This is a genomic window from Serpentinicella alkaliphila (assembly GCF_018141405.1).
GTDB classification, from domain to species: Bacteria; Bacillota; Clostridia; order Peptostreptococcales; family Natronincolaceae; genus Serpentinicella; species Serpentinicella alkaliphila.
Genome location: NZ_CP058648.1, coordinates 3,067,195 through 3,089,071, shown reverse-complemented (window position 1 = coordinate 3,089,071; position 21,877 = coordinate 3,067,195). Strand labels below are relative to the sequence as shown.

Sequence of the window (21,877 nt, the reverse complement as noted above, 5' to 3'; positions counted from 1 at the left end):
TCATGTTAATTTTATTCAAGTGTATTAAAAAGTAACTAAACATTAAATTTATCATAAAATAAACTAGGGATAACGGATTCGCTTTCCTAAGATAAAGTTTTAAGGAGGTAAGCTCTATGTCTAGTCATGTAAGAGTAGACTACTATCCAAAGACAAAACATAGGCCAGAGAGTGAGACAAAAGTATCTGTAGTAGGAGAAACAATATGTAAATGTCCAAGTACTCCTATTAACATACAGGCTATAACCTCCGGTGTAGTGGCAAAAATTCCAGTTGTTTTAGCGGAACTGACTGTAAGTGCCAATATAAGTTCAACTATTAAATTGCCTGAGTATGCCTGTGAAATAAAAAATTCAAAGAAAAGAGTAAAAGTAACTCAATGTTTGCTATTAGATGATACGGGTATGTTATTTATAAAGGGCTTTATACGAAAAGACATTCAATATTCTACTCTTACAGATTCAATAAATGGAGGCTTTTATGGCGGTTTGAGACATTTTACGGCAGATGTACCATTTTCCTGTACTACAGATGTTATTTTTAACGGGATATCCCCAGCTCCAATTTTAGTAAATACTTCTAGTGAATTTGCATATTCAATCAAACAAAATCTATTTGGCCAAGAGTTTGGAACTAAAGATAAGTTACTGTCCAGTGATAAAACGGAGTATAATCAAATAAGCACAGAATTTTTCAACGATTTACCCTATTGTGATTTAGTAAGTGCTCATATAGTTGAACTAGATGAAGCATTAAATACTTCTTTTCCACAGTTGAATGAAAAAACTTTTGAAGAAAGGAAATTCAACATAGTTGAAGAAAAAATAGTTCTTGATTTAAAAATAAAGATTCTACAAAATCGACAGGTTGCTATTGGTTCTAGTGGGTTTAAGGATGGTTACAAATAAACCATTATATACACAATGAAGAGGAATTAAATATACAATTTCCAACTGTTTTATTATATGTACAAAAATATAAAAGGTGCAAATTTGCACCTTTTATATAATCTATCTATAGAAAACATGTCCACCGATTCTTGTTACATAAGTTTTGTTTCTAACAATCCATGTCCCTACTGCTTTGTCAGGGTTAAAGAAGTAAGTTGCATCACCTACTGGTCTAGATCCCCTTAAAGCTTCTTCTGCAGCCCTTACACTTGAAGGTGATGGAGTATTGTGAATAGTGCCCTCAGCAACTGGGCTAAACTGTGGAATATTTTTGTAGTATTCAAATATTACACCATATACTGAGTTAGGAAAGTCCTTAGAAGAAACCCTATTTAGGACAACGTTACCTACAGCCACTTGACCTTGATATGGTTCACCACTGGCTTCAGCATTGATAATTCTTGATAACCAATATAAATCATCAGAGCTAAAGTTCCTAGCTGTTGTTGTACCCCTAGACACGGCTGTAGCAGTTTGTGAATAAAGGGCAGTTTGAGTTTGTCTTCCAGCAATACCATCTACAACAAGTTTATTATCCCTTTGAAAGTTAATAACAGCTCTCTGAGTAAGCTCACCATAGTATCCAGTTGTGTTCCCTTGGAAGTAACCTCTATCTTTAAGTGCCTGTTGAAGCCTTACTACATCATTACCTCTACTTCCAAATTTCAATACTGTTGTTGCGCTAGCTTGGGATGTTGTAGTAGTTGGAGATGCATAGAGAGCAGTTTGAGTTTGTCTTCCAGCAATACCGTCTACAGTAAGTCTGTTATCTCTTTGAAAACTAATAACTGCATTTTGTGTAATTTCTCCATAGTATCCAGTTGTATTACTACGGAAATATCCTTTGTCTTTAAGTGATTGTTGAAGCCTAACAACCTCACTACCTCTACTTCCAAATCTTAAGGTTACGAAAGAGTCGTTAGCAAAAACCCCTATTACCTGTGTTGCTACTAAAAGAACTACAAGTAAGGTAATAATACCTTTCTTTTTTAAGAACATATAAAATTCTCCTTCCTTAATTGCTTCCGGAGTTAGCTGACGGGTGCGGGATAGAAGGTTCCCTACCATGAGAATGGATTAACCCCTAAGATTGGTTCCTCCGTATCTGGTTTGACTACCAGAATTCAGCATACATTGGGTGATACATAGTAAATTATATCTAAAGAATAGAGTTATGTAAACTGATTTTGGCTATATACCATATAATACATAATTAATAATAAATACCTATACCCGTCAAATCACCGGGAAAATCTATTGTGGGCTAAGTTTTAAGTACTATATTTTAAAATAAATAATTGTATTATGTTTACTTGTAAATAAATAGCTAAAATACTATTAATTAGGCAAATACTATGATAGAATACAGAATGAATTTGTAAATTGTGTAAATAATAGAAAATAAAATAAAGATAAGAAGGGTGTTTAATAAATGATTAAAGATTTTAATAATCTTGGCATTAGCCAGGAAATAGTAAACAAACTAAATGACAATAGGATAAACGTGCCTACTCCAATACAGACGGAGGTAATTCCATATTTAATGAAGGGTAGAGATGTTATTGGACAGGCTCAAACCGGAACAGGAAAAACACTAGCCTTTGTTTTGCCAATGATAGAAAATATCGAAGCAAATAAATCTGCTATACAAGGCTTAATAGTTACACCAACAAGAGAACTTGCTATACAAATTACTGATGAAGTTAAAAAGTTGGCACCAGTAAAGGGACTAAACATTTTGGCCGCTTATGGTGGACAAGATGTAGAAAAGCAAATACATAAGTTAAAGGGAGATATTCATATTGTTATAGGAACACCTGGTAGATTGCTGGATCATTTACGAAGAAATACTATAAGCTTTGGTCAACTAAAGTTTTTAGTTTTAGATGAGGCAGACCAGATGCTACATATGGGTTTTTTAGGGGAGGTTGAAGAAATAATAGCACAAACTCCAAAACGAAGACAAACTATGTTATTTTCTGCTACAATGCCTGATGGAATAGCAAAGTTGGCTTCAAGATATATGGAAAATCCACAAAAGGTAAAAGTAGAAAGTGAAAAAATAACTTTATCTGAAATAAAGCAGTTAATAATAGAAACAACTGATAGGGGTAAGCAAGGGGCTTTATTTGAATTTATAAGAGAAAATAATCCTTTCTTAGCTATCATTTTCTGTAGAACAAGACGAAGAGCAGGTCATTTAAATGAACTACTTCTTAAGGAAGGATTCAACTCCGATGAATTACATGGAGACTTATCCCAGGCTAAAAGAGAAAGGGTAATGAAATCCTTTAGAGATGCAGAGATACAATATCTTGTGGCAACAGATATTGCAGCAAGAGGGCTAGACGTTGAGGGTGTTACCCATGTTATAAATTATGACATTCCATTTGATACAGAAAGTTATATCCATAGAATCGGACGAACTGGAAGAGCAGGTCACTCTGGTGTAGCTGTAACTTTTGTTACACCTAAAGACAAAGAGGATATCTTAGCTATAGAAAAAGGAATAAAAATGACTATTAAGAAGCATAAAACTGAACAGGAAAAGATTAAGAAGAATGACAGGGTTCCAAAGCAAGATAAAAAACCTAGAACAGGTAAAAATGAGTTTAAAGAAAATGATAAAGATAAGAAATTTAAAACTAATAATAAAAGTAAAGATAAAGTACCAGAAAAGAAGAAAACCATTAGAAGTCAGAAACCAAAACCCAAGCTTGAGGATAAACCGATAAAGAAGAGTAGTGAAGGACCGAAACCTAAGGCTGCTAGTAGACCTCAAAATAAAAAGAGAAAATAAACAAAATTTGACACAATTTGTATAAAATGATAGTATATATATGTTGATTTATTAATCTTATAAGAGTTGAAATGTACTTTTATTTTCCCTAGTCTAGCTATCGGAAAATTTACTTTTAGGGGGATTTAGAAATGAGAAATGATACAAACAAAATGGTTAAATTAGCTGTTTTATCAGCAGTTTCACTACTACTTATGTTCGCAATAAGAATTCCATTCCCACCAGCTCCATTTTTGGAATATGAACCAGGGGATTTACCTATTCTAGTTGCAACGTTTTTATATGGTCCTGGAGCAGGATTACTAATTACTGTAGTTGTATCTGCTATACAGGCTATTACAGTAAGTATTGGTAGCGGTTGGATTGGTGCAGTTATGCATATTATTTCAACTGGAACTATGGTTATTATAGCAGGAACTATTTATAAAAGATTTCATACTTTTAAGGGTGCAATTATTTCTTTAGTAGCAGGAATAATTGGTATGGTTTTAATAATGATTCCTCTAAATCTTTTCTTTACAACAAGGTTTTTAGGAGTACCTATAGAAGTTGTTAAGAGTATGATAGTACCAGTAATAATTCCTTTTAATGTATTTAAGGGAGTAGCCAATGCAACTTTGACAGTACTGGTATATAAATCAGTAGCAAAAATTTTAAGAATAGAAACTAGTCCCTTTTCAAAAGGTACAAAATCTATTTCAAACAAAATCTAATTAGTAGAAAAGTTCTTTGATTATATATTAAAGGACTTTTTTCATATGTATATCCTTATGATAAAATCGTATTGTTAGGTAACAATAGATAAAAGAAATTGTATATGGAGTATAATTATATGAAAGAGACCCTTAGAGAGTATTGTCTAAATTTAAATATTGATTCAGTTGGAATTGCGCCAATAGGGCCTTATGGAGAATTAAAAAAGATATTAATGGCTAGGGTTAATTCTAATCACTTAACTGGGCTTGAAGAACAGAATATAGAGCTTAGAATCGATCCTAAGTTAACAATGGCAGAAGCTAAATCTATTATAGTATGCTTATTCCCGTACTACATTTGTGAACAACTGGAATCAAATCTTTCAAAATACACTTATGGTAAAGATTATCATATTGTCATAAAGGAAAAGCTCGATAGTATAGGACAATTCCTTACTAACAAAATCGAAGGGTTTAAGTTTCAATCATATGTAGATACTGGACCTTTATCAGATAGATATTTAGCATATTTAGCTGGATTAGGATATTTCGGTATAAATAGTCACATAATTACTGATAAGTACGGATCTTATGTGTTTATTGGTTATATAATTAATAACTACTATTTTGAACCAGATAAGCCTATTGAAAAAACTTGTATTAAATGTTGTGACTGTATAAAAATGTGCCCAGGTCAAATTATATTAGGAAACTTTGATATAGATCCAAGAATGTGCAGAGCATATATTACACAAATAAAAAGGGAACTAAGTGATGATGAAGTAGAAGTTTTAAAAAAAGGTACATTGATATATGGGTGTGACATTTGTCAGGAGGTATGCCCTCATAACAAGTATATACATACTACAAATATAGATGAGTTCAAAGAGAATCTTATTGTTAATTTGAACGAAGAGGAGTTAAGAAATATATCAAATAAAGAGTTTATAAGAAGATATAAGGATAGGGCCTTTGCATGGAGAGGTAAAAACGTATTGCTTAGAAATTTAGAGATTATGAAAAACAAATAAAAATAAGAAATTGATACATAGAAAATTTGTTAAATTTGTGATATATTTATTTAAATATAGAGGAAAAAGCAGTTTGTACACTAGGAAGGAGAAAATTTTTATGGAGAACAAGACAACAAGCTCTAACTTTATTAGAAATATCGTAATTAAAGATTTAGAATCTGGTAAGCATAAGGAAATTATTACACGTTTTCCACCAGAGCCTAATGGCTATTTACATATTGGACATGCGAAAGCAATTGTACTGAACTTTGAATTGGCAGATGAGTTTAAAGGAAAAACAAACCTAAGATTTGATGATACAAATCCTACTAAAGAGGATACTGAATATGTAGAGTCAATTAAAGAAGATGTTAAGTGGCTTGGTTTTGATTGGGATAACCTATACTTTGCATCAGATTACTTTGAAGAAATGTATGATAGGGCAGTGCTACTTATTAAAAAAGGGAAGGCCTTTGTTTGTGATTTAAATGCAGAGGAGATTAGAGCTCACAGAGGGACATTGACGGAGCCAGGAAAAGAAAGCCCTTATAGAAACAGATCCGTTGAAGAAAATTTAGATTTATTTGAACGAATGAGAAATGGAGAATTTAAGGATGGTGTAAAGGTTTTAAGAGCCAAAATTGACATGTCATCTCCTAATATAAATATGAGAGATCCAGTTATTTATAGAATAGTACATGCACATCATCATAATACAGGTGATAAGTGGTGTATATATCCTATGTATGATTACGCCCATCCATTAGAGGATGCAATTGAAGATATTACTCATTCAATTTGCACATTAGAATTTGAAGATCATAGGCCATTATATGATTGGGTTGTAAGAGAATGTGAGATGAAAAGTCAACCTCAACAAATCGAATTTGCAAGATTGAATGTTACTAATACGGTAATGAGTAAAAGAAAGTTAAAGTTGCTTGTAGATGAAGGTGTAGTTGATGGGTGGGATGACCCGAGAATGCCAACAATTGCTGGTTTAAGAAGAAAGGGGTATACACCCGAAGCTTTACGTAATTTTTGTAGGGAAATCGGAGTTGCTAAAAATAATAGCGTAGTAGATGAACAAATGTTAGAGCATTTTATTAGGGAAGATTTAAATTCAAAGGCACCAAGAACAATGGCAGTACTTAAACCACTTAAGGTAGTAATTACAAACTATCCAGAAGGTCAAGTAGAAATGTTAGATGCTGAAAATAACCCTGATGATGTAACAGCAGGAACTAGACAAATACCTTTTTCCAGAGAAATATATGTAGAGCAAGAGGACTTTATGGAGAATCCTCCAAGCAAATATTTTAGATTATTTCCAGGTAATGAAGTACGTCTAAAGCATGCATATTTTATTAAGTGTGAAGAAGTGATTAAGGATTCTGACGGAAATGTAGTGGAGCTTCGTTGTACTTATGATCAAGAAACTAAAAGTGGTTCTGGGTTTACAGGTAGAAAAGTTAAGGGTACTCTTCATTGGGTTGATGCAAATAACTCGATGCCAGCAGAATTCAGGCTATATGAACCATTAATATTAGATGGTCAAGAAGAAAGTGATAACTTTTTAGATAATATTAATCCAAACTCTTTAGAAATAGTGGAAGGTTTTGTAGAATTAAATATGAAGGATGCAAAACCGCAGGATAAATTCCAATTGTTTAGACATGGATATTTCAATGTAGATCCTAAAAACACAACTAATGGAAAGTTAGTATTTAATAGAATAGTTTCATTAAAAAGTTCATTTAAACTTTAAAAAGGCTGCTATGCAGTCTTTTTTAGTAGAATATATTTTGTGTATATTCAACTTCATTAATTGTTGTATAATTAGTTTATATTTTATTGGAAGAAGGGAAAGAGATGAAAGAAGAAGTTAGTCTATCACTAGAGCAAGATAGAAAGGTAGGTATTTTATATGCAGCTGCATCATATACTGCCTGGGGGCTCCTACCTATTTATTGGAAACTACTTAAAGCTGTTTCACCTGGGGAAATTCTTGCAAATAGGATAATATGGTCCTTTGTGTTTGTTTCTGTTTTACTTATATGGAACGGAAGTTATAAGAGAGTTAAAGAAAACTTAACTAATAAAAGAAATATAATTTTATTACTTTCAGCTTCTTTAATTATTAGTTTAAACTGGTTTACGTATATATGGGCAGTTAACTCAAATTTTGTTGTTCAGGCTAGTATGGGTTACTATATAAACCCATTAGTTGTAGCACTACTAAGTGCAACTGTGTTAAAGGAGAAGTTTAATAAAGGTCAGACTGGAGCTATAGGTCTAGCATTAATAGGTGTTGCTGTTATGACATTCCAATACGGTCGTATGCCTTGGGTAGCATTAATATTAGCTATAACTTTTGCTTTGTATGGACTTATCAAAAAGCTATTAGCTGTAGATTCAATTATAGGTCTAGCCTTAGAAACTGTTGTATTAACACCTTTTGCATTAGCTTTCGTAATATATAAAATGGTAAATGGAACAGGGACTATCATAGGACTGTCCTCTGCAACAATGATAATTCTGGCTTTTGCTGGTGTTGTTACAGCTACACCATTACTATGGTTTGCTAGAGGAGCACAGAAAGTGGAGTTTGCGACAATTGGGTTTCTGCAATATATTGCACCTACTTTAAGTCTTATGTTAGGAGTGTTTTTGTTCAAAGAGGAGTTTAATAAACTCCATTTACTAAGCTTTAGTTTTATTTGGCTAGCACTAATTGTTTATACTTTATCTACATTTAAACTTGATTTCATAAAGTTTAGAAAATCAATAACTCATACTAAATAAATATATTAGAGACTACATTTTTAGAGGCTACTGAAAAAGTAACTTTTTAAATTTTTATAGTGTTTTTTGGTAGTCAAATATTTATATAATGATGAAAAAAGAGCCTTAGAAGCGATTCTGAGAGCTCTGTTTTTTTGCATTCATTTTATAAATTTTATTTAAGCACTTTTTCAGTGGCCTCCATTTTTATGTGGTCTTTTTTTATTGTAACTTTTTAAATTTACTATTACCAATATATAAATAAAAAAGAGAAAAAGAATACTGCTTACTAAAATAAACATGCAAATAACGAATAAATAAACATATAAAAATAAAAAATATAAGAGTAGAAATAACAATTTTGGAGGAAGATTTATGACTGTAGGTATGAAGGTAAAGAAAACAATTGCTGATTTAAAGGGGACCAATGCTACATTGAAACTTTATTCCATTCAGTCAGGCCCAAAAGAATCAAAGGATACATATATGGAAGCCTCAAAATTACTGGATGAAATTATTTTAGATTTAGAAAAAAGGTTAAAAGTTTTGGAGTTTGAAGAACCACAATACAAAGGATTTTAAGTGAGGTAATCATATGATAAACTGGATAGAAATTTTACTAAGGTCTGTCATTCTTTTTTTTACTGTATTTATATTAGCACGAGTCGTTAGTAAAAAAAATGTAGGTAGAATGACCGCATTTAATTTTATTAATTACGTGGTTATAGCGATAATTGCAGCTCTTATATCGGTTAATATTATTAATGATATTGCTATTGGAGTAGTTGCTTTATCTGTATGGGTGCTTCTTCCTATAGTTCTTGATTTCCTAAGTCTTAAAAGTAAATTAGCATCTAATTGGATAAATGGCAGAGAGCTTATTCTAGTTAAAAATGGAAAGGTACTAGAAGATAATTTAAAACTTGCTAGGCTAACTGGTGAGGATTTACTGAAAGAGCTTAGGTCAAAAGAAGTATTTAGTTTAATGAATGTTGAGTTTGCGATGATGGAGCCGAGTGGTGAAATTAATATATTATTAAAACCAGATAATATGCCGATCACTCCAGCTCACTTAGGTGTAAAAGTAAACCCTCAAACTTCACCACAAACAGTTATTCTAGATGGAAATGTAATTAATGAATCCTTAAGTAATATTGGATTAAATAGTAATTGGTTAATGAATCAGTTAGAATCGATTGGGGTTTCGTTAGATAATGTATTTATTGGTCAAGTAGACTCTTCGGGGGATTTATATTTAGATTTATTTGATGATAAAATTCAATTGCCTCAGCCATCTGTAAGGGAAATGTTATTTGCAAGCTTAGAGAAATCTCAGGCCAATCTAACTACTTTTGCTTTAGAAACACAAGATGACGATGCTAAACAGATGTATAACAGAAACGTGCAAAAACTTGAAATGATAATAAGAAAGTTAGAACCATATTTAATGAGATAGAGGGTGAGGATATGTCTAGTAATAAGAAGAAAAAGTTGACTCCAACGCAACAAAAATATCAGGATTTTGCTAAACAAAGAGAGCCAAAAAGATCAGTTTTTTTAAACTGTTGTAAAGCATTTTTAGTTGGGGGTCTTATATGCACCTTTGGACAGTTCCTTCAATGGATGTTTATGACATATTTTGAGTTTGATGAAGTTACAGCTTCAAATCCAACAGTCGCAGTACTAATTATGATATCTGCTTTACTTACAGGATTAGGAGTATATGATCATATTGCTCAGTTTGCTGGTGGTGGAACAATAATTCCAGTTACTGGTTTTGCTAATACTGTAGCGTCAGCTGCTATGGAACATCGAAGCGAGGGTTACGTATTAGGCGTAGGTGGAAATATGTTCAAAATTGCAGGTCCAGTTATTACTTATGGTGTATTTTCTGCTTTTGTAATAGGTTTAATTAAAATTACACTTGAATGGTTAGGTGGTATGTAGATGCTTAAAGGACATCAATCTTGGATATTTCAAAATAAACCTATAATTATTTCTTCTTCTGCTGTAGGCGGACCTTTTGAAGCAGAGGGTGCATTAAGTGAAGATTTTGATATACTTCATCAAGATATATGGGTTGGGCAGGATAGCTTTGAAAAGGCAGAAAAAGTTATGTTAGAACAAGCATGTCAAAAGGCAATAGATAAAGCAAACCTAAAAAAGGAAGACATACAGTTTTTACTAAGTGGAGACTTAATGAATCAAATAATATCTAGTAGCTTTGCTGCTAGAACATTAGGAATTCCATTCTTAGGGATATTTGGTGCATGCTCTAGTTCAATGCAAGGTTTAGCATTAGCAGCCCAATTAGTAAATAGTGGAGCAGCAAATTATGTAGTAGCAAGTGCCAGTAGCCATAACTCTTCTGTAGAGAAACAATTTAGATATCCAACTGAGTATGGTGCACAAAAACCACCAACTTCTCAGTGGACAGTGACTGGTGCAGGTGCATCTGTAGTTGCAAAGGAAGGAAAAGGGCCCAGAGTTACTTCAGCTACTATTGGAAGAGTTATTGATATGGGACTGTCAGATCCATTTAACATGGGTGCAGCCATGGCACCAGCAGCTGTGGAGACTATAGAAGCCCATTTCCGAGATTTAAATATAGAGCCAGATTATTATGATTTAATAGCAACTGGTGATTTAGGATTGGTTGGACATCAAATAGCTGCGGATTTATTAAAAGAGCATGGAGTAATAATACCAGAGAAAATACTGGTGGATTGTGGGCTTATGATTTATAAAAAAGATCAGCCAGTGATAGCAGGTGGAAGTGGATGTGCATGTTCTGCTACTGTAACATATGGACATTTTATGAATCGTATGAATAGTGGAGAATTAAAGAAAATTTTAGTAGTAGCTACAGGGGCTTTACTATCTCCATTATCATATCAACAAAAAGAGAGTATTCCTTGTGTTGCCCATGCTGTATCAATAGAAATGTAGAAGAGGTGGTATTTTGGAAAAGTTTATTTGGGCATTTATAGTTGGTGGCGGTATTTGTGTAATAGGACAATTAATGATAGATGTATTAAGGTTAACTCCAGCCCACACTACAGTTAGTTTAGTTGTTGTAGGGGCGATACTAGGAGGGTTAGGATTATATGAGCCCCTTATTAAGTTTGCGGGTGCCGGAGCTTCAGTACCAATTAGTAGTTTTGGAAATGCTTTAGTTAAAGGGGCTTTTGCTGAATCACAAAAATCCGGTATTGTAGGGATTTTGACAGGGATCTTTGAAGTTACAAGTGCTGGAATATCATCAGCAATTATCTTTGGTTTTCTTGTAGCCTTATTTTTTAGGCCAAAAGGTTAAGTATATATACGAAGGAGGTGATTAAGTGACAGTAGGAACTCAAATGCAGCAGGTAATGGCTGGGATTCAAAGTGCATCTGCATCTCTTAAAACTTTTGCTCTTCAAACTGAAGATAAAAAAGCAAAGCAAGATTTTCAATCAATTGCTCAAAGTTTAGATAATGCACTTCAAACATTAGAACAGAGAAATAAATATATCCAAAGTCAGGAGCCACAATATAAGCAACAATAAATAAAAAAGCTGATAGTATATCAGCTTTTTTACAAAATTCCGCTACAAAGATAAGTTTATTAATAATATATTTATTGGACACGAATATATTATTAAAATAAATAATTGTGGAGGGGGTGTGGATAATAAAAAAGGCATTTTTTATTATATTTGTATTTATTATATTTTCTAATGTTTTAGGATGCAGATATGCAGAGGAAACAAATAGTAATAATAAGAAGTACATGGCTGCTAATGGATGGTCAATTTTATATCCATCCACTTGGGATAGGGTAGAGGACTCTTTTATTCAAGAAACATCCACAGGACAGATAATACAATTTAGTAGTGAAAGAAAAGAACTATTGGATTTATTTGATTGGATTGATAATGATATTGAAATAAAATTATCTTCAAAGGAAGCAAGCAATAGTTTGTTTGAGCCTGTAAGAGTTGATAAACTAAATGACATAACAATTTATGAGTATACAGTTCAGTCAGATAAAGATGGAATAACACGTTTGCTTAAAACAACAATTTTTTATGACGGTAATATGATGTATGAGTTTTATGGAGCATTACCTGATATTGAAGGTGAAATATATGAAGCAATTATTAATTCATTTAAATTAGAACAATAAAAAAGGAAGAGGTGAATTATCACCTCTTCAAACTTTTGGTATATTTCTACCGTAGAATATTTCAGTCATTTCGTGTTTTAATCTTTGTTTTATTCGTTTTCTTTCCTTAGGTATAAGCTCCTTCTTAGATACACCAAATAAATAGTTATCAAGCTCGAATTGTTTAAGTATCATTTTTGTATGGAAAATATTCTCCTGATAAATATTCACATCTATCATATGGTAAAGTTCTTTAGTCTCGGATGCTATATAGTTCTGAATAGAGTTTATTTTGTGATCAATAAAATATTTTTTTCCTGTAATGTCACGTGTAAAGCCTCTGACTCTATAATCAATAGTAATGATATCTGAATCAAAGCTGTGAATAAGATAATTTAAAGCCTTCAATGGAGAAATCTTTCCACAGGTGGATACATCAATATCAGCTCTAAATGTACTAATACCTTTATCTGGGTCACTCTCAGGATAAGTATGAACGGTGATATGACTTTTATCCAAGTGACCTACAACTGATTCAGGTAGTGGTCCAGGAGACTCATTATCATCAAAATGTTCAGCATCTTTAGGATGAATCTCCCCTTCAGAGACTAAAATTGTTACACTGGCTCCTTGAGGATCATAATCTTGTTTAGCGATATTTAGAACATTAGCTCCGATAATGTTTGCAACATTAGTAAGGATATTAGTAAGTCTCTCAGCATTATATTGTTCATCAATATATTCTATATAGCCTTTTCTGTCTTCCTCTGTTCTAGCATAGCAGATGTCATAAATATTAAAGCTTAGGGTTTTAGTTAAATTATTAAAACCATATAGCTTTAATTTTTTAATCGTTTTTATTTTCAATCTAAGCACCTCAATTCATAATTATTAAGCAAAATATTTAATATATTATAATTTATTATTTGTTTGTTGGGGTATTTTTATTTAGTAAATACCCTAACAAAATAATTATAATCGATAAAAAAATTATTCAAAATCAAATATTGGGGCAAAATAAATTATGAGAAAGGAGTAATTGTATGTTGAGATATAATAAAACAAGAGCCTATGTTAATATGATTACTTTCATATTACTATTAATAGCCAATGGTTTAGCAAATTATTTACCTTTAAACAATCGGACCACTGGTGAAATAGCAGAAAGGTTTCCAATCTATTTTATACCTGCTCCATATGTATTTTATATTTGGATATTGATTTATGCATTGCTTTTTTGTTTTACAATTTTTCAAATGCTTAAATCACAAAGAAAAAACCCGTTTATTAATTTAGTTAGTTATTGGTTTGCTTTAAGTTCAGTATTAAATATAGCTTGGCTATTTTTTTGGCACTATGAATATTTTGTACTTTCTTTTTTTACTTTAGTAGCACTTATTTTAGTATTAACTGTAATTTATTCTAACATAAACCAACCAAATTTACGAGCATACTTTGAAGATAAAATATTAGTTAAATATCCTTTTATAATATATTTGGCTTGGATATGTGTAGCAGCAATTTCTAATTTTAATATTATGTTGTATTCATTGAATTGGAATAGGTTTGGAATGAGCCTAGAATACTGGACTATTATAATGCTGAGTTTGGCAACATTAATATCTGCAATAGTAACATTAATTTATAAAGACATATTATTTAGCCTAGTATTTATTTGGGCATTTTTCGGAATAGCATATAGATTTCTTACGATTCCAATTATTTCAAGGCCTAGCTGGTTAATGAGTGGTATTTTAGCTATTGTTATAATTGTTACTATGGTTAAAAGGCGTAGGAGAAAATCCTTATACTATTAATACGATATGCCCAGTATATTAGTGCTATTTGTTCATTATAATTTAGGAATATTGGAATATTTACTCCTTGAAATCTGTCGAATATAATAATATCAAGAAGTAAAACAAAATATTTTGGCAAAGCTATCGAAAGGTAGTGACGCAAAGCTAAAGGGGCTAAGGTGACAATCACTATGCCAGCCAGTTGCGAGGGTATATATTTATCCTGTTTTCTAAAATATAACCCACTCGTCAACGGATGAGTGGTTTTTTTTAACAGGTACCCCAGCAGCTGTTCCTAGAACAGTAGTCTAAACAAAAAATTAAATTAGGGGGTAAGAAAAATGAACGTATTAAAAAGGTTATGGAAAGAAGAAGAAGGACAAGGTATGACGGAATATGGATTAATAATTGGAATTGTATCAGTTCTACTTATAACTGTATTAGTAGCCTTTAGAGGTAAATTAGTTGAAATCTTTGAGAGTATAACTAATAACCCACAACTTAATGAAGCAACGAGTCCAAGTCAAAGTTAGCATAATTAAAGAAAGGTCCTACTTAATAGTAGGACCTATTTTTTAAAAAAGGATGTGAGATTATGGAAAACATTATCGTTGGTGTAACTCTTTTAATCTGCTTTGTTACAGATCTAAAGGAAAGAAAAATATATAATAAAGTACTACTACCAGCATTAATTATAGGTATAGGAATGAATATATGGAAAGATGGTTTAATAGGCTTGAAAATCAGTGGATTCGGTTTTTTAATGGGCCTTTTTTTTCTAATTATTCCTTTTATATATGGTGGTATTGGTGCCGGAGATGTAAAACTATTAGCAACAATAGGAGCAATAAAAGGACCGAAGTTCATATTCTATACTTTTTTAGCAACGGGAATTACAGGTGGTATCATTGCATTAGCAATATTAGTTTATAGAAAAAAAGTGTTTAGAACACTAAAAAATATAATCTTAGGTCTTAAGTTGATGATTATCTCTAAGTTTAAAATAATTTCATTTATTGGGGATGAAGACAAATATATGTTCCCCTATGGAGTTGCTATATCAATAGGTGCAATGCTTGCATTTTGCATATTGGGGGCGTAGGGATGCTAATAAGACTAAAGAAAGAAAATAGAGGACAGGCATTAGTTGAACTAGCCTTGGTTTTGCCAATACTTCTTCTCTTAGTTTTTGGAATAGTAGAGTTTGGTAGAATATTTGGTACATATCTAATGGTTACACATGGAGCAAGGGAAGGTGCAAGGGCCGCAGCGGTAGGAACAGAAGATACGGAGATTATTTCTTTAGTGAAAAACAGAACCTCAGCACTCCAATTAAATGATAGTAAAGTAGTTGTTAATATATCACCTGGTCAAATTTCTAGAGTTAGAGGGAATGGGATTACAGTAAAAGTAGAGTATCCTGTACAAATTTATGCACCATTTATTTCGGTATTTACAGGGGGTTCATATAAGGTTTCATCACAAGTAACGATGAGGTATGAGTAGGAGGTAGCCTATGATACGTAGATTATTAAATAATGAGAACGGAAGTACAGTAATTATTGTAGCCTTATTAATGGTAGTACTAATAGGATGCGTTGCATTAGTTGTTGATGGTGGTTTGTTGTATATAACAGAAGCTAAAATTTCAAATGCAATAGATGCCGCTGCTTTAGCTGGAGTACAAGAGCTACCATACTCTCCAACTATGGCAGTAGATAAAGCTAAAGAGTATGCCGCTACTAATGGTATAAATCCAGAAAAATTAAATGTAGAAATATTTAATAATAACAGAGGAATTAAAGTCGAATATGAAAGGAAAGTTGAGCTTTTATTTGCAAAAATTTTAGGATTTGGCATTGGAAATGTAGATGGTAGCGCTATTGCACAGGTGGCACCTATAGTTGGTGCAAGTGGGGCAGTGCCACTTGGAATTCAAAATTATAACTTTGTATTTGGTCAAACCTATACCCTAAAGGTAGGGGGAGGCGATGGTAGTACAGGTTGGTTTGGAGCCTTAGCCCTTTCTAAGCCAGGAGCAAAGGTTTATGAAGATAATCTCACCTATGGTTTTAAAGGAAGTATTAGAATTGGAGATATATTAGATATTGAAACCGGTAACATGTCTAATCCTACTAAAAGAGCCATCGACTATAGGATTGGAAGGTGTAATCATACGCCTTTTTGTAATGCTGAAAAATTTAATCCAAACTGTGACAGACTCTTAAAAGTACCTGTAATAGAATTTATAGAAAGTAAAAAGGTTAAAGTTCTAGGTTTTTCAGTATTTTTAGTAGATGCAGTTACTGGCCAAGGTAACGATAGTATAATAACAGGAAAATTTGTTAGAACCGTAACCTCTGGAGAGATAGATTATAACGGGCCTGATTATGGTTTATATGGAACTAAACTTACGCACTAATGAATGGGGGACAATATATGAAAAACAAAGTAGTGTTTATTTTAGCAATAGCCTTTGGATTAATAGCAGCCATATTAACCTATACATATTTAAATAACTTTAAAAAGACTATAGATACTACTGAATATGTAGAAATAGTAGTAGCAAAACAAGTAATTCCTGAGAAGACAGTAATTACAGGGAATATGTTAGAGCATAGGAAGATACCTTCAAAATATAAGCATGCAAATGAGGTATTAGAAATAAGAGACGTAGTAGGTAGAATATCTTTAGTGGATTTTACTGTCGGACAAAGCATCTTCAATAATCAAATTGTTGAGCGTGGAGATTACAAAGAAGGTCTAGCATATATGATACCAGAGGGTAAAAGGGCTATGTCAGTGCCTGTTGATGAAGTAAGTGGTGTTTCTGGACTAATAAGGCCTGGGGACAAGGTAGATATTATTTCCGTAATTTCTATTGATATTACGAATAATCAATCAAAACCCCACTCACTTGCAGTACTTCAGGATATAGAAGTTTTAGCTATAGGAAAAGCATTAACTATACGTACAGGAGAAAATGCTCAGAATCCAGTAGACGCTAAAACTGTAACTTTAGCAGTGTCATTAGAAGAGTCTATACAGTTGCAGATGGCTAATCAAAGAGGAACGATTAATTTATTACTACGTTCTCCTATAGACGATTCAAAATTCTATTCAAAACCTTTTATAGCAGAAGACTTTCTTAAATAACTAGTAATGTAATGTTGGGAGGTGTAATTATGGACAAAATAAGAGTGTTAATAGCTAGTGATTTAGTTGCAAATGAAGGATATTATTTAAATGTATTTTCTTCAACTGAAGATTTGAAAATAGTAGCTGAGGTAAATAATGGAGAAATGGCTATTAAGAAAACTGAGCAATTGCTTCCTGATGTTTTAATTGTTGATTTGAATATGTCAGCTCCAGATGGCATAACTGTGACAGAAAAAGTAGTTTCAAGATATCCCAATATTCCAACAATAATCATAAGTGATAGAAGAGACTTAGAATATTTTAAAAAGGCTATGCAGGCCGGGGCTAAGGACTATTTAGTTAAACCATTTCTTGATGAAGAACTTACTGATTGTATTAGAAGAGTATATCATAATGAAAAAAAGAAATTGGCAGCTTTAGAAAATTCTAAAATTCTAAATGTTAAGCATAAACATAAAGCACCTCAAATCGTTACGGTATTTGGGACTAAGGGTGGTGCAGGGAAAACAACTTTATCAGTAAATTTGGCTATTCAAATAGCAAAGGAGACCATGAAAAAAGTTGTATTAGTAGATTTAGATTTGCAGTTTGGTGATGTAGCTGTATTTCTAAATATTTTACCAAAGAAAAGCATTTCTGAATTAGTGCAAGAGAGAAATAAAATTGATATTGACCTATTAGAAAGCTATTTAATCCCCCATCTATCTGGAATAAAAATATTACCTGCTCCAATTAGACCTGAGGATTCAGAACTAATAAATGCAGAAAATGTGCTCGAGATATTAACAGTACTTAGAAATCATTATGATTACGTGATAATAGATACTCCTCCTTTTTTTCATGAAACTACTTTAGGTGCCTTGGATATTTCAAATCAGATAGTTTTAATTATGTCTATGGATCTACCTGCAATTAAAAATATGAAGTTAAGCTTGGATCTTTTAGATACATTACATTATAAAGATAAAACAAAGTTGGTTTTAAATAGGGCTTCTGAAGATTTTGGGATTACTCCTCGGGATGTTGAGAATACGTTAGAGTTTAATTTAGCAAATCTTATGCCTAGCGATGGTAAACTAGTTGTAAAAGCTGCTAACAGAGGGGTTCCATTTATTATGAACAAAACAAATTCAAAGATTAGTAAGGCAATAGAGGATATCGCTAAAATGGTTATTGAGGACTACGGTTATCAAAAAGACTTAGAAGCTTCTAAGTCAAAACGATCTTTATTTAAGTTTTTTGGATAGGGGTGGAGTAGATGTCTTTATTACAGCGTATAGAAAAGCAAAAATTGCCAGACACACTATTATTAGATAAAGAGAAGAAATTAAATAAAGATGAAAAAAAGGATAAATATGAGGATTTAAAAATTAGAATTCATAAAGAAGTAATTGATGAGATGGATAAGGAGATTAAAAAGAACAATTATTCTGACGATTTGTTGGAGGACAATGTCAGGGATTTGGTTAAAACTATTTTAGATAGAGATGCTGGTTTTCTGCCATATTCGGAACGTCAAAGCATTGCATTAGAAATTATAAACGAAGTAATTGGATTGGGGCCCTTAGAGTCTCTAATTAATGACGAAACTATATCGGAAATTATGGTAAATAGTCCAAAACAAGTATATGTAGAAAAAAAAGGAAAATTAGTTTTAACTGACATAGTGTTTAGGGATAACAAACATGTGATGCATATAATTGATAAAATTGTGTCACCTATAGGAAGAAGAATTGATGAAAGTATGCCTATGGTAGATGCAAGATTACCAGATGGTTCCAGGGTAAATGCGATTATACCACCACTAGCTTTAAAAGGCCCAAGTATTACAATTAGAAAATTTTCTAAAGATCCATTAAGGATCCAGGATTTGATTAAATTTGGCACGTTAACACCAAATATGGCCCGTTTTTTAGAGGCCTGCGTTAAATCAAAACTAAATATTGTAATTTCAGGTGGTACAGGGAGTGGTAAAACAACTGCATTAAATGTCCTTTCTTCTTTTATTCCTAATGACGAAAGAATAGTAACTGTAGAGGATGCGGCTGAGCTACAGTTAAATCAAGATCATGTAATAACTCTTGAGACTAGAGCAGCAAATATTGAAGGTAAAGGTGCAATTACAATGAGGGATTTAGTTAAAAACTCTTTGAGAATGCGCCCAGATAGAATAGTAGTAGGTGAGGTACGCTCCGGGGAAGCCTTAGATATGCTTCAGGCTATGAACACAGGACATGATGGTTCATTAACTACTGGACATGCAAATACCCCTAGAGATATGTTATCTAGATTGGAAACTATGGTTTTAATGTCAGGTATGGAGCTTCCGGTAAGGGCTATAAGGGAGCAAATTGCGTCAGCGATTGATGTTATAGTTCAACAGAGTAGACTAAGAGATGGTTCAAGAAAAATCACACATATTACAGAAGTGGTTGGAATGGAAGGAGACACAATCGTCCTTCAGGATATATTTATGTTTATTCAAAATGGCATAGATACTAAAGGAAATATTGTTGGTCAACATAGAGCTACAGGAATTGTGCCAAAGTTTCTAACAAAGCTAGATGAAGAGGGAGTAAAGCTACCAAGAGAAATATTTTTACCATCTTAAATAGAAAAGGGGGAGAATATGGAACCAATTATTTCAACTTTAGTTTTTATGACAGTACTATTGTCTCTATTAGGACTTTACTTAAGTATTGGAAGTAAAAAAAGCCCTATAGCATTACGGTTAAAAAACTATTCGGAGCTCCATAAAAATGCCTTTATCGAGGAATCAAAGGAGAATCAAAAAATAAGTAAAAAGAACATCTTGCGTATTATTGGTAAATTCTTTGTTACAGTAACCTTGACTAAAAAACTAGAAAATCAACTGTTAAAGGCTGAAATTCCTATGAGAGGCGAAGAGTTTTTAGGGTTAAACATTTTAGGTTTAATCTTTAGTGTAATTATTGGGGGCGTTATACTTGGAGGGGTAGGTCCTATTTTGATATTATCTATTCTATGTGTTTCAGTTCCTCAAGTAATTATACAGAGAAAAAGACGAACTAGAGCTGAAAAGATAAATCTTCAAATTGGAGATTGCTTAACGGTTATGGCTAATTCTTTAAGAGCAGGGTATAGTTTTCAACAAGCTATAGACTTAGTAGGTAAAGAAATGAATGGCCCTTTAGCAAATGAGTTAAGAAAAACAAATAGAGAAATAAATTTAGGAACTACAATAGATGATGCACTAATTAATTTAACAAAAAGGGCAGAGAGTGAAGATTTAGAATTGCTTATCACCGCTGTGTTAATTCAAAGACAAATAGGTGGGAATCTCGCAGAAATTCTAGATAATATCTCATTTACAATAAGGGAGAGAATTAGAATTAAAGGTGAAATTAAAACACTTACAGCACAGGGACGAATATCAGGACTAATTATTGGATTAATGCCACCTATTTTATTTGCTATCTTAATGCTTATAAACCCGTCATATATGAATGTAATGGTAAAATCTAGAGTAGGTTTAATGATACTATTTGGTGGGTTACTTTCTGAGATAGTTGGAGTTATTTTAATTAAAAGAGTTGTTGATATTGAAGTATAGGAGTGAGGATAAATGCTACTAATAACAATTTCAGTTTTTATTTTTATCTCGAGTTTAGTCTATTTATTATTAGTATTACTCTATAAAGATAAGATTAATATGAATACACGATTAGAACGTCTAAAAGTTTATAGTTCTTCTAAAAACTCTACCTATGATGAGGAATTACAAAAATCCTTTGCAGACAGGATTGTTAAACCCGTTATAAGCTGGTTGGCGAATATAACTCAGCGAGTTGTACCTATTAGAAAAAAAGATATACTAGAGAAAAAGCTAATGCTGGCTGGTAATCCATGGGATTTAACTTCAAGTGAGTTTCTGACACTTTATTATGGGTTTACAACTATTTTAGTTATTTGTGTATTTATACTAGCTTATTTAAGTAAAACTGATTTAATCAATCAAGTATTAAGTGTCTTATGGGGGCTAGTGTTTAGTCGTGTAATATTTGATTTATTCATTAGAATTAAAATTAAAAACAGGCAGGGGGATATGTCTAAAGAGCTACCAGATGTATTAGATCTTTTAACGGTTAGTGTGGAATCAGGATTAGGGTTTGACGCGGCAATTCAGAAAGTTGTAAAGAAAACAAAAGGACCAATTTCCTATGAATTTAGCAAAACACTCCAGGAGATAAAGATGGGTAAAACTAGAAGAGATGCTCTTAAAGATTTAGGAGATAGAACTGGAGTTGAGGATTTGAATACTTTTATTGGTGCGATCATACAAGCCGACCAATTAGGAGTAAGTATTGGTAATGTTCTAAGAATTCAGTCTAAACAAATGAGGCAGATTAGAAAGCAAAGGATAGAAGAGAAAGCAATGAAAGCTCCTATAAAGATGCTTCTTCCGATGGTATTTTTTATATTTCCAACATTATTTTTAGTACTTTTAGGGCCAGCTGCAATACAATTAATAGAAAGTTTGGGGTAGTAGAT

At 32.4% G+C, this 21,877-nt stretch carries 25 protein-coding genes and 2 riboswitches; of the genes, 23 read left to right on the top strand and 2 right to left on the bottom strand.

Features of this window, described 5'->3' with window-relative positions; all coding sequences use genetic code 11:
* Window positions 1-116: 116 nt before the first annotated feature.
* Window positions 117-908 carry a CsxC family protein gene (locus HZR23_RS15755; RefSeq protein WP_132848952.1) on the top strand — a complete coding sequence of 264 codons (792 nt, stop codon included), beginning with the start codon at window positions 117-119 and terminating at the stop codon, window positions 906-908.
* Window positions 909-1,010: 102 nt separating this feature from the next.
* Here HZR23_RS15755 and HZR23_RS15750 read toward each other — a convergent pair whose 3' ends face one another.
* Complete coding sequence (locus tag HZR23_RS15750) at window positions 1,011-1,949, bottom strand: peptidoglycan-binding protein (RefSeq protein WP_165913720.1); 939 nt, start codon at window positions 1,947-1,949, stop codon at window positions 1,011-1,013.
* A gap of 6 nt (window positions 1,950-1,955) precedes the next feature.
* A riboswitch (cyclic di-AMP (ydaO/yuaA leader) is annotated at window positions 1,956-2,090 on the bottom strand.
* Between the two features lie 292 nt (window positions 2,091-2,382).
* Here HZR23_RS15750 and HZR23_RS15745 point away from each other — a divergent pair.
* From HZR23_RS15745 to HZR23_RS15690, 12 genes are all read left to right on the top strand, one after another.
* Window positions 2,383-3,750: a DEAD/DEAH box helicase gene (locus HZR23_RS15745; protein WP_132848950.1), complete on the top strand. Its 1,368-nt coding sequence runs from the start codon at window positions 2,383-2,385 to the stop codon at window positions 3,748-3,750.
* Window positions 3,751-3,881: 131 nt separating this feature from the next.
* Window positions 3,882-4,463 carry an ECF transporter S component gene (locus HZR23_RS15740; protein ID WP_132848949.1) on the top strand — a complete coding sequence of 194 codons (582 nt, stop codon included), beginning with the start codon at window positions 3,882-3,884 and terminating at the stop codon, window positions 4,461-4,463.
* A gap of 119 nt (window positions 4,464-4,582) precedes the next feature.
* On the top strand, window positions 4,583-5,476 hold the full coding sequence (gene queG, locus HZR23_RS15735) for a tRNA epoxyqueuosine(34) reductase QueG (RefSeq protein ID WP_132848948.1): 894 nt from the start codon (window positions 4,583-4,585) through the stop codon (window positions 5,474-5,476).
* Window positions 5,477-5,576: 100 nt separating this feature from the next.
* Window positions 5,577-7,226, top strand: coding sequence for a glutamine--tRNA ligase/YqeY domain fusion protein (locus tag HZR23_RS15730; RefSeq protein ID WP_132848947.1), 1,650 nt, complete (start codon window positions 5,577-5,579; stop codon window positions 7,224-7,226).
* Between the two features lie 104 nt (window positions 7,227-7,330).
* Entirely contained in the window at window positions 7,331-8,263 is a 933-nt protein-coding gene (gene rarD, locus HZR23_RS15725; RefSeq protein WP_132848946.1) for an EamA family transporter RarD, read from the top strand.
* Between the two features lie 354 nt (window positions 8,264-8,617).
* Window positions 8,618-8,824 (top strand): DUF1657 domain-containing protein, encoded by a 207-nt coding sequence (locus tag HZR23_RS15720; RefSeq protein ID WP_132848945.1) that lies wholly within the window; start codon window positions 8,618-8,620, stop codon window positions 8,822-8,824.
* 13 nt (window positions 8,825-8,837) lie between these two features.
* A complete protein-coding gene (locus HZR23_RS15715; protein WP_132848944.1) occupies window positions 8,838-9,698 on the top strand; it encodes a DUF421 domain-containing protein in 861 nt (286 codons plus the stop codon).
* An 11-nt stretch (window positions 9,699-9,709) separates the two neighbouring features.
* Window positions 9,710-10,189 carry a stage V sporulation protein AC gene (spoVAC, locus tag HZR23_RS15710; RefSeq protein WP_132848943.1) on the top strand — a complete coding sequence of 160 codons (480 nt, stop codon included), beginning with the start codon at window positions 9,710-9,712 and terminating at the stop codon, window positions 10,187-10,189.
* A complete protein-coding gene (gene spoVAD / locus HZR23_RS15705) occupies window positions 10,190-11,191 on the top strand; it encodes a stage V sporulation protein AD (RefSeq protein ID WP_132848942.1) in 1,002 nt (333 codons plus the stop codon).
* 13 nt (window positions 11,192-11,204) lie between these two features.
* Window positions 11,205-11,558, top strand: coding sequence for a stage V sporulation protein AE (gene spoVAE / locus HZR23_RS15700; protein WP_132848941.1), 354 nt, complete (start codon window positions 11,205-11,207; stop codon window positions 11,556-11,558).
* Between the two features lie 25 nt (window positions 11,559-11,583).
* Window positions 11,584-11,790 carry a DUF1657 domain-containing protein gene (locus HZR23_RS15695; RefSeq protein WP_132848940.1) on the top strand — a complete coding sequence of 69 codons (207 nt, stop codon included), beginning with the start codon at window positions 11,584-11,586 and terminating at the stop codon, window positions 11,788-11,790.
* Window positions 11,791-11,906: 116 nt separating this feature from the next.
* Window positions 11,907-12,410 carry a hypothetical protein gene (locus HZR23_RS15690; protein ID WP_132848939.1) on the top strand — a complete coding sequence of 168 codons (504 nt, stop codon included), beginning with the start codon at window positions 11,907-11,909 and terminating at the stop codon, window positions 12,408-12,410.
* Between the two features lie 27 nt (window positions 12,411-12,437).
* Here the strand turns inward: HZR23_RS15690 and speD are convergent, their stop codons facing one another.
* On the bottom strand, window positions 12,438-13,265 hold the full coding sequence (gene speD, locus HZR23_RS15685) for an adenosylmethionine decarboxylase (RefSeq protein ID WP_334295598.1): 828 nt from the start codon (window positions 13,263-13,265) through the stop codon (window positions 12,438-12,440).
* A 167-nt stretch (window positions 13,266-13,432) separates the two neighbouring features.
* On the opposite strand from speD, the gene HZR23_RS15680 reads away from it, so the two are divergent.
* From HZR23_RS15680 to HZR23_RS15635, 10 genes are all read left to right on the top strand, one after another.
* On the top strand, window positions 13,433-14,206 hold the full coding sequence (locus HZR23_RS15680; RefSeq protein WP_132848937.1) for a hypothetical protein: 774 nt from the start codon (window positions 13,433-13,435) through the stop codon (window positions 14,204-14,206).
* Window positions 14,207-14,312: 106 nt separating this feature from the next.
* Window positions 14,313-14,398, top strand: a riboswitch (cyclic di-GMP riboswitch).
* A 131-nt stretch (window positions 14,399-14,529) separates the two neighbouring features.
* Window positions 14,530-14,721, top strand: coding sequence for a Flp family type IVb pilin (locus HZR23_RS15675; RefSeq protein ID WP_132848936.1), 192 nt, complete (start codon window positions 14,530-14,532; stop codon window positions 14,719-14,721).
* A gap of 62 nt (window positions 14,722-14,783) precedes the next feature.
* Window positions 14,784-15,290 (top strand): A24 family peptidase, encoded by a 507-nt coding sequence (locus HZR23_RS15670; protein ID WP_132848935.1) that lies wholly within the window; start codon window positions 14,784-14,786, stop codon window positions 15,288-15,290.
* 2 nt (window positions 15,291-15,292) lie between these two features.
* Window positions 15,293-15,694, top strand: a complete 402-nt coding sequence (locus HZR23_RS15665; protein ID WP_132848934.1) for a TadE/TadG family type IV pilus assembly protein — start codon at window positions 15,293-15,295, stop codon at window positions 15,692-15,694.
* Between the two features lie 10 nt (window positions 15,695-15,704).
* Complete coding sequence (locus tag HZR23_RS15660) at window positions 15,705-16,610, top strand: TadE/TadG family type IV pilus assembly protein (protein ID WP_132848933.1); 906 nt, start codon at window positions 15,705-15,707, stop codon at window positions 16,608-16,610.
* Window positions 16,611-16,627: 17 nt separating this feature from the next.
* Window positions 16,628-17,344 (top strand): Flp pilus assembly protein CpaB, encoded by a 717-nt coding sequence (cpaB, locus tag HZR23_RS15655; protein WP_165913719.1) that lies wholly within the window; start codon window positions 16,628-16,630, stop codon window positions 17,342-17,344.
* A gap of 29 nt (window positions 17,345-17,373) precedes the next feature.
* Window positions 17,374-18,594 carry a response regulator gene (locus HZR23_RS15650; protein ID WP_165913718.1) on the top strand — a complete coding sequence of 407 codons (1,221 nt, stop codon included), beginning with the start codon at window positions 17,374-17,376 and terminating at the stop codon, window positions 18,592-18,594.
* A gap of 11 nt (window positions 18,595-18,605) precedes the next feature.
* Entirely contained in the window at window positions 18,606-19,958 is a 1,353-nt protein-coding gene (locus HZR23_RS15645; protein ID WP_132848930.1) for a CpaF family protein, read from the top strand.
* Window positions 19,959-19,976: 18 nt separating this feature from the next.
* Complete coding sequence (locus HZR23_RS15640; protein WP_132848929.1) at window positions 19,977-20,939, top strand: type II secretion system F family protein; 963 nt, start codon at window positions 19,977-19,979, stop codon at window positions 20,937-20,939.
* 12 nt (window positions 20,940-20,951) lie between these two features.
* A complete protein-coding gene (locus HZR23_RS15635) occupies window positions 20,952-21,872 on the top strand; it encodes a type II secretion system F family protein (RefSeq protein WP_243098241.1) in 921 nt (306 codons plus the stop codon).
* Window positions 21,873-21,877 lie beyond the last annotated feature (5 nt).

Bases quoted from the DNA above. Each gene is read 5' to 3' on its own strand.
- cpaB (WP_165913719.1), top strand. From the start codon at position 16,628: ATGAAAAACAAAGTAGTGTTTATTTTAGCAATAGCCTTTGGATTAATA.
- rarD (WP_132848946.1), top strand. From the start codon at position 7,331: ATGAAAGAAGAAGTTAGTCTATCACTAGAGCAAGATAGAAAGGTAGGT.
- HZR23_RS15640 (WP_132848929.1), top strand. From the start codon at position 19,977: ATGGAACCAATTATTTCAACTTTAGTTTTTATGACAGTACTATTGTCT.
- HZR23_RS15680 (WP_132848937.1), top strand. From the start codon at position 13,433: ATGTTGAGATATAATAAAACAAGAGCCTATGTTAATATGATTACTTTC.
- spoVAD (WP_132848942.1), top strand. From the start codon at position 10,190: ATGCTTAAAGGACATCAATCTTGGATATTTCAAAATAAACCTATAATT.
- HZR23_RS15730 (WP_132848947.1), top strand. From the start codon at position 5,577: ATGGAGAACAAGACAACAAGCTCTAACTTTATTAGAAATATCGTAATT.
- HZR23_RS15720 (WP_132848945.1), top strand. From the start codon at position 8,618: ATGACTGTAGGTATGAAGGTAAAGAAAACAATTGCTGATTTAAAGGGG.
- spoVAC (WP_132848943.1), top strand. From the start codon at position 9,710: ATGTCTAGTAATAAGAAGAAAAAGTTGACTCCAACGCAACAAAAATAT.
- HZR23_RS15745 (WP_132848950.1), top strand. From the start codon at position 2,383: ATGATTAAAGATTTTAATAATCTTGGCATTAGCCAGGAAATAGTAAAC.
- HZR23_RS15740 (WP_132848949.1), top strand. From the start codon at position 3,882: ATGAGAAATGATACAAACAAAATGGTTAAATTAGCTGTTTTATCAGCA.
- HZR23_RS15650 (WP_165913718.1), top strand. From the start codon at position 17,374: ATGGACAAAATAAGAGTGTTAATAGCTAGTGATTTAGTTGCAAATGAA.
- HZR23_RS15755 (WP_132848952.1), top strand. From the start codon at position 117: ATGTCTAGTCATGTAAGAGTAGACTACTATCCAAAGACAAAACATAGG.
- HZR23_RS15715 (WP_132848944.1), top strand. From the start codon at position 8,838: ATGATAAACTGGATAGAAATTTTACTAAGGTCTGTCATTCTTTTTTTT.
- HZR23_RS15665 (WP_132848934.1), top strand. From the start codon at position 15,293: ATGCTAATAAGACTAAAGAAAGAAAATAGAGGACAGGCATTAGTTGAA.
- HZR23_RS15645 (WP_132848930.1), top strand. From the start codon at position 18,606: ATGTCTTTATTACAGCGTATAGAAAAGCAAAAATTGCCAGACACACTA.
- HZR23_RS15750 (WP_165913720.1), bottom strand. From the start codon at position 1,949: ATGTTCTTAAAAAAGAAAGGTATTATTACCTTACTTGTAGTTCTTTTA.
- HZR23_RS15675 (WP_132848936.1), top strand. From the start codon at position 14,530: ATGAACGTATTAAAAAGGTTATGGAAAGAAGAAGAAGGACAAGGTATG.
- HZR23_RS15670 (WP_132848935.1), top strand. From the start codon at position 14,784: ATGGAAAACATTATCGTTGGTGTAACTCTTTTAATCTGCTTTGTTACA.
- queG (WP_132848948.1), top strand. From the start codon at position 4,583: ATGAAAGAGACCCTTAGAGAGTATTGTCTAAATTTAAATATTGATTCA.
- HZR23_RS15660 (WP_132848933.1), top strand. From the start codon at position 15,705: ATGATACGTAGATTATTAAATAATGAGAACGGAAGTACAGTAATTATT.
- HZR23_RS15635 (WP_243098241.1), top strand. From the start codon at position 20,952: ATGCTACTAATAACAATTTCAGTTTTTATTTTTATCTCGAGTTTAGTC.